This is a genomic window from Mesorhizobium sp. M2C.T.Ca.TU.002.02.1.1 (assembly GCF_003997225.1).
In genome coordinates this window covers 1-1,635 of sequence record NZ_RZTO01001098.1, presented here as the reverse complement: position 1 = coordinate 1,635, position 1,635 = coordinate 1, and the positions used below count along the sequence as shown (strand labels likewise).

General features: G+C 65.7%; 2 protein-coding genes. Both read right to left on the bottom strand.

What is annotated here, in order from left to right; all coding sequences use genetic code 11:
* A partial coding sequence (locus EOD07_RS33730) for a thiamine pyrophosphate-dependent enzyme (RefSeq protein ID WP_245470594.1) occupies positions 1-621 on the bottom strand: 621 nt, incomplete at its 3' end.
* Positions 622-807: 186 nt separating this feature from the next.
* Positions 808-1,635 (bottom strand): FAD-dependent oxidoreductase (locus EOD07_RS33725; RefSeq protein ID WP_127238289.1); only part of this gene is annotated, 828 nt, incomplete at its 5' end.

Sequence of the window (1,635 nt, the reverse complement as noted above, 5' to 3'; positions counted from 1 at the left end):
CTTCCAGGCGGCGGCAATGTTCATCGTCTCCAGCACCGAGCCGATGTTGACGGCGCCATCGCCGAAATAGGCAAAGGCGACATCGCCCTTGCCGGCCCGCTTCTGCGCCCAGGCGGCGCCGGCAGCCAAGGGCACGCCGCCGCCGACGATCGCGTTGGTGCCGAGATTGCCGGCTTCGGCCCAGCGCAGGTGCATCGAGCCGCCACGGCCGCGACAGAAGCCCTGTGCGAGGCCAAGGATCTCGGCGAGCGACCTCTGGGCGAGATCGCGGATGGCCGGTGAAAACTCCGCCGCTGGCAAGAGCCCGTCCGGCGCGACATAGCGGATCGACTTGGCGAGGAACTGGTGATGCGCGCGATGGGATCCATTGATCTGATCGCCGGCGCGCATCAACGCGGCCGAGCCGACGGCGCCGCCTTCCTGGCCGACGGCGGAATGGGCGGGTCCATGCACAAGGCCCTGGCCGGCGAGGTCCAGCACTTTCTCCTCGAAGGCGCGGATCAGATGAGCCGAAACCAGCATCGATTCCAGCGTAGCCGGATCGGCGTCGTCCCAGTCTGCGCGCGTCGTGCGTAGTTCGCGCCAGGGAGCCGATGGGGCCAATGTCGCATAGTCGGGCATCAGGACTTCCTGCCGGGCTGGTGGCTGGTTTGAGAAGCTTATTGGATACGATAACGACGTACATTGCCTTTTGGAAGGCAAAATTTACCGTTTGTCACTATAATTGGATACATTGAGTGGATATGCCAGCCTCCCGCCGAGGTGGCGCAGGACGCGATCGGCCCTCGATACCGCGCGTCGGCGCCGTCAGTTCGTCTCAGGAGCCAGGATGCGCGCCACTTGTTCGGCAATCGCCAGGCTTGAGGTCAGGCCGGGGCTTTCGATGCCGAACAGATTGACCAGGCCGGCGCTTCCGTGTGTCGTCGCATCCTGGATGACGAAGTCGCTGTTGGCCTCACCCGGGCCTGAGAGTTTCGGCCGAATGCCGCTGTAGGCCGGCTGCAGGCTGCCGTCGGCCAGGTCCGGCCAGTATTGGCGGATCGCATCGTAGAAGCGTTTGCCGCGCGCCGGATCGACGCGGTAGTCGAGCGTGTCCGTCCATTCGACGTCGGGCCCGAACCGAGCCGTGCCGCCGAGATCAAGTGTCAGGTGGACGCCAAGGCCGCCCGGTTCCGGCACGGGGTAGATCAGCCGCGAGAAGGGCGCCCGGCCCACCACCGAGAAATAATTGCCCTTGGCATAGCGAAGCGTCGGCAGGAACTGCTGGTCGAAGCCTTCGAGCGAGCCTGCCAGCGCGACGGCGCCAAGGCCGGCCGCGTTGATGAGGCGCGGTGTGGCGATCTCGAAACCTTCGCCGCTTGCCGTGTCCCTCGTCTGGAGCACGATGCGGCCGGCATCGATGCGGCCCGAAACGATGCGTGTGTTGAGCGACAGCATCGCGCCGCTTTCCTCGGCATCGCCGAGCAAGGCGAGCATGAGCGCATGGCTGTCGATGATGCCGGTGGAAGGCGAGAGCAGCGCTTTGGTGCAATGAAGCGCCGGTTCCAGGTTCTGCGCCTCGGCGGCGGAAACGAAGCGCAGATCGTCCACGCCGCAGGCCGTTGCGCCAGCCCGGATCGTGGCGAGTACGGGTTC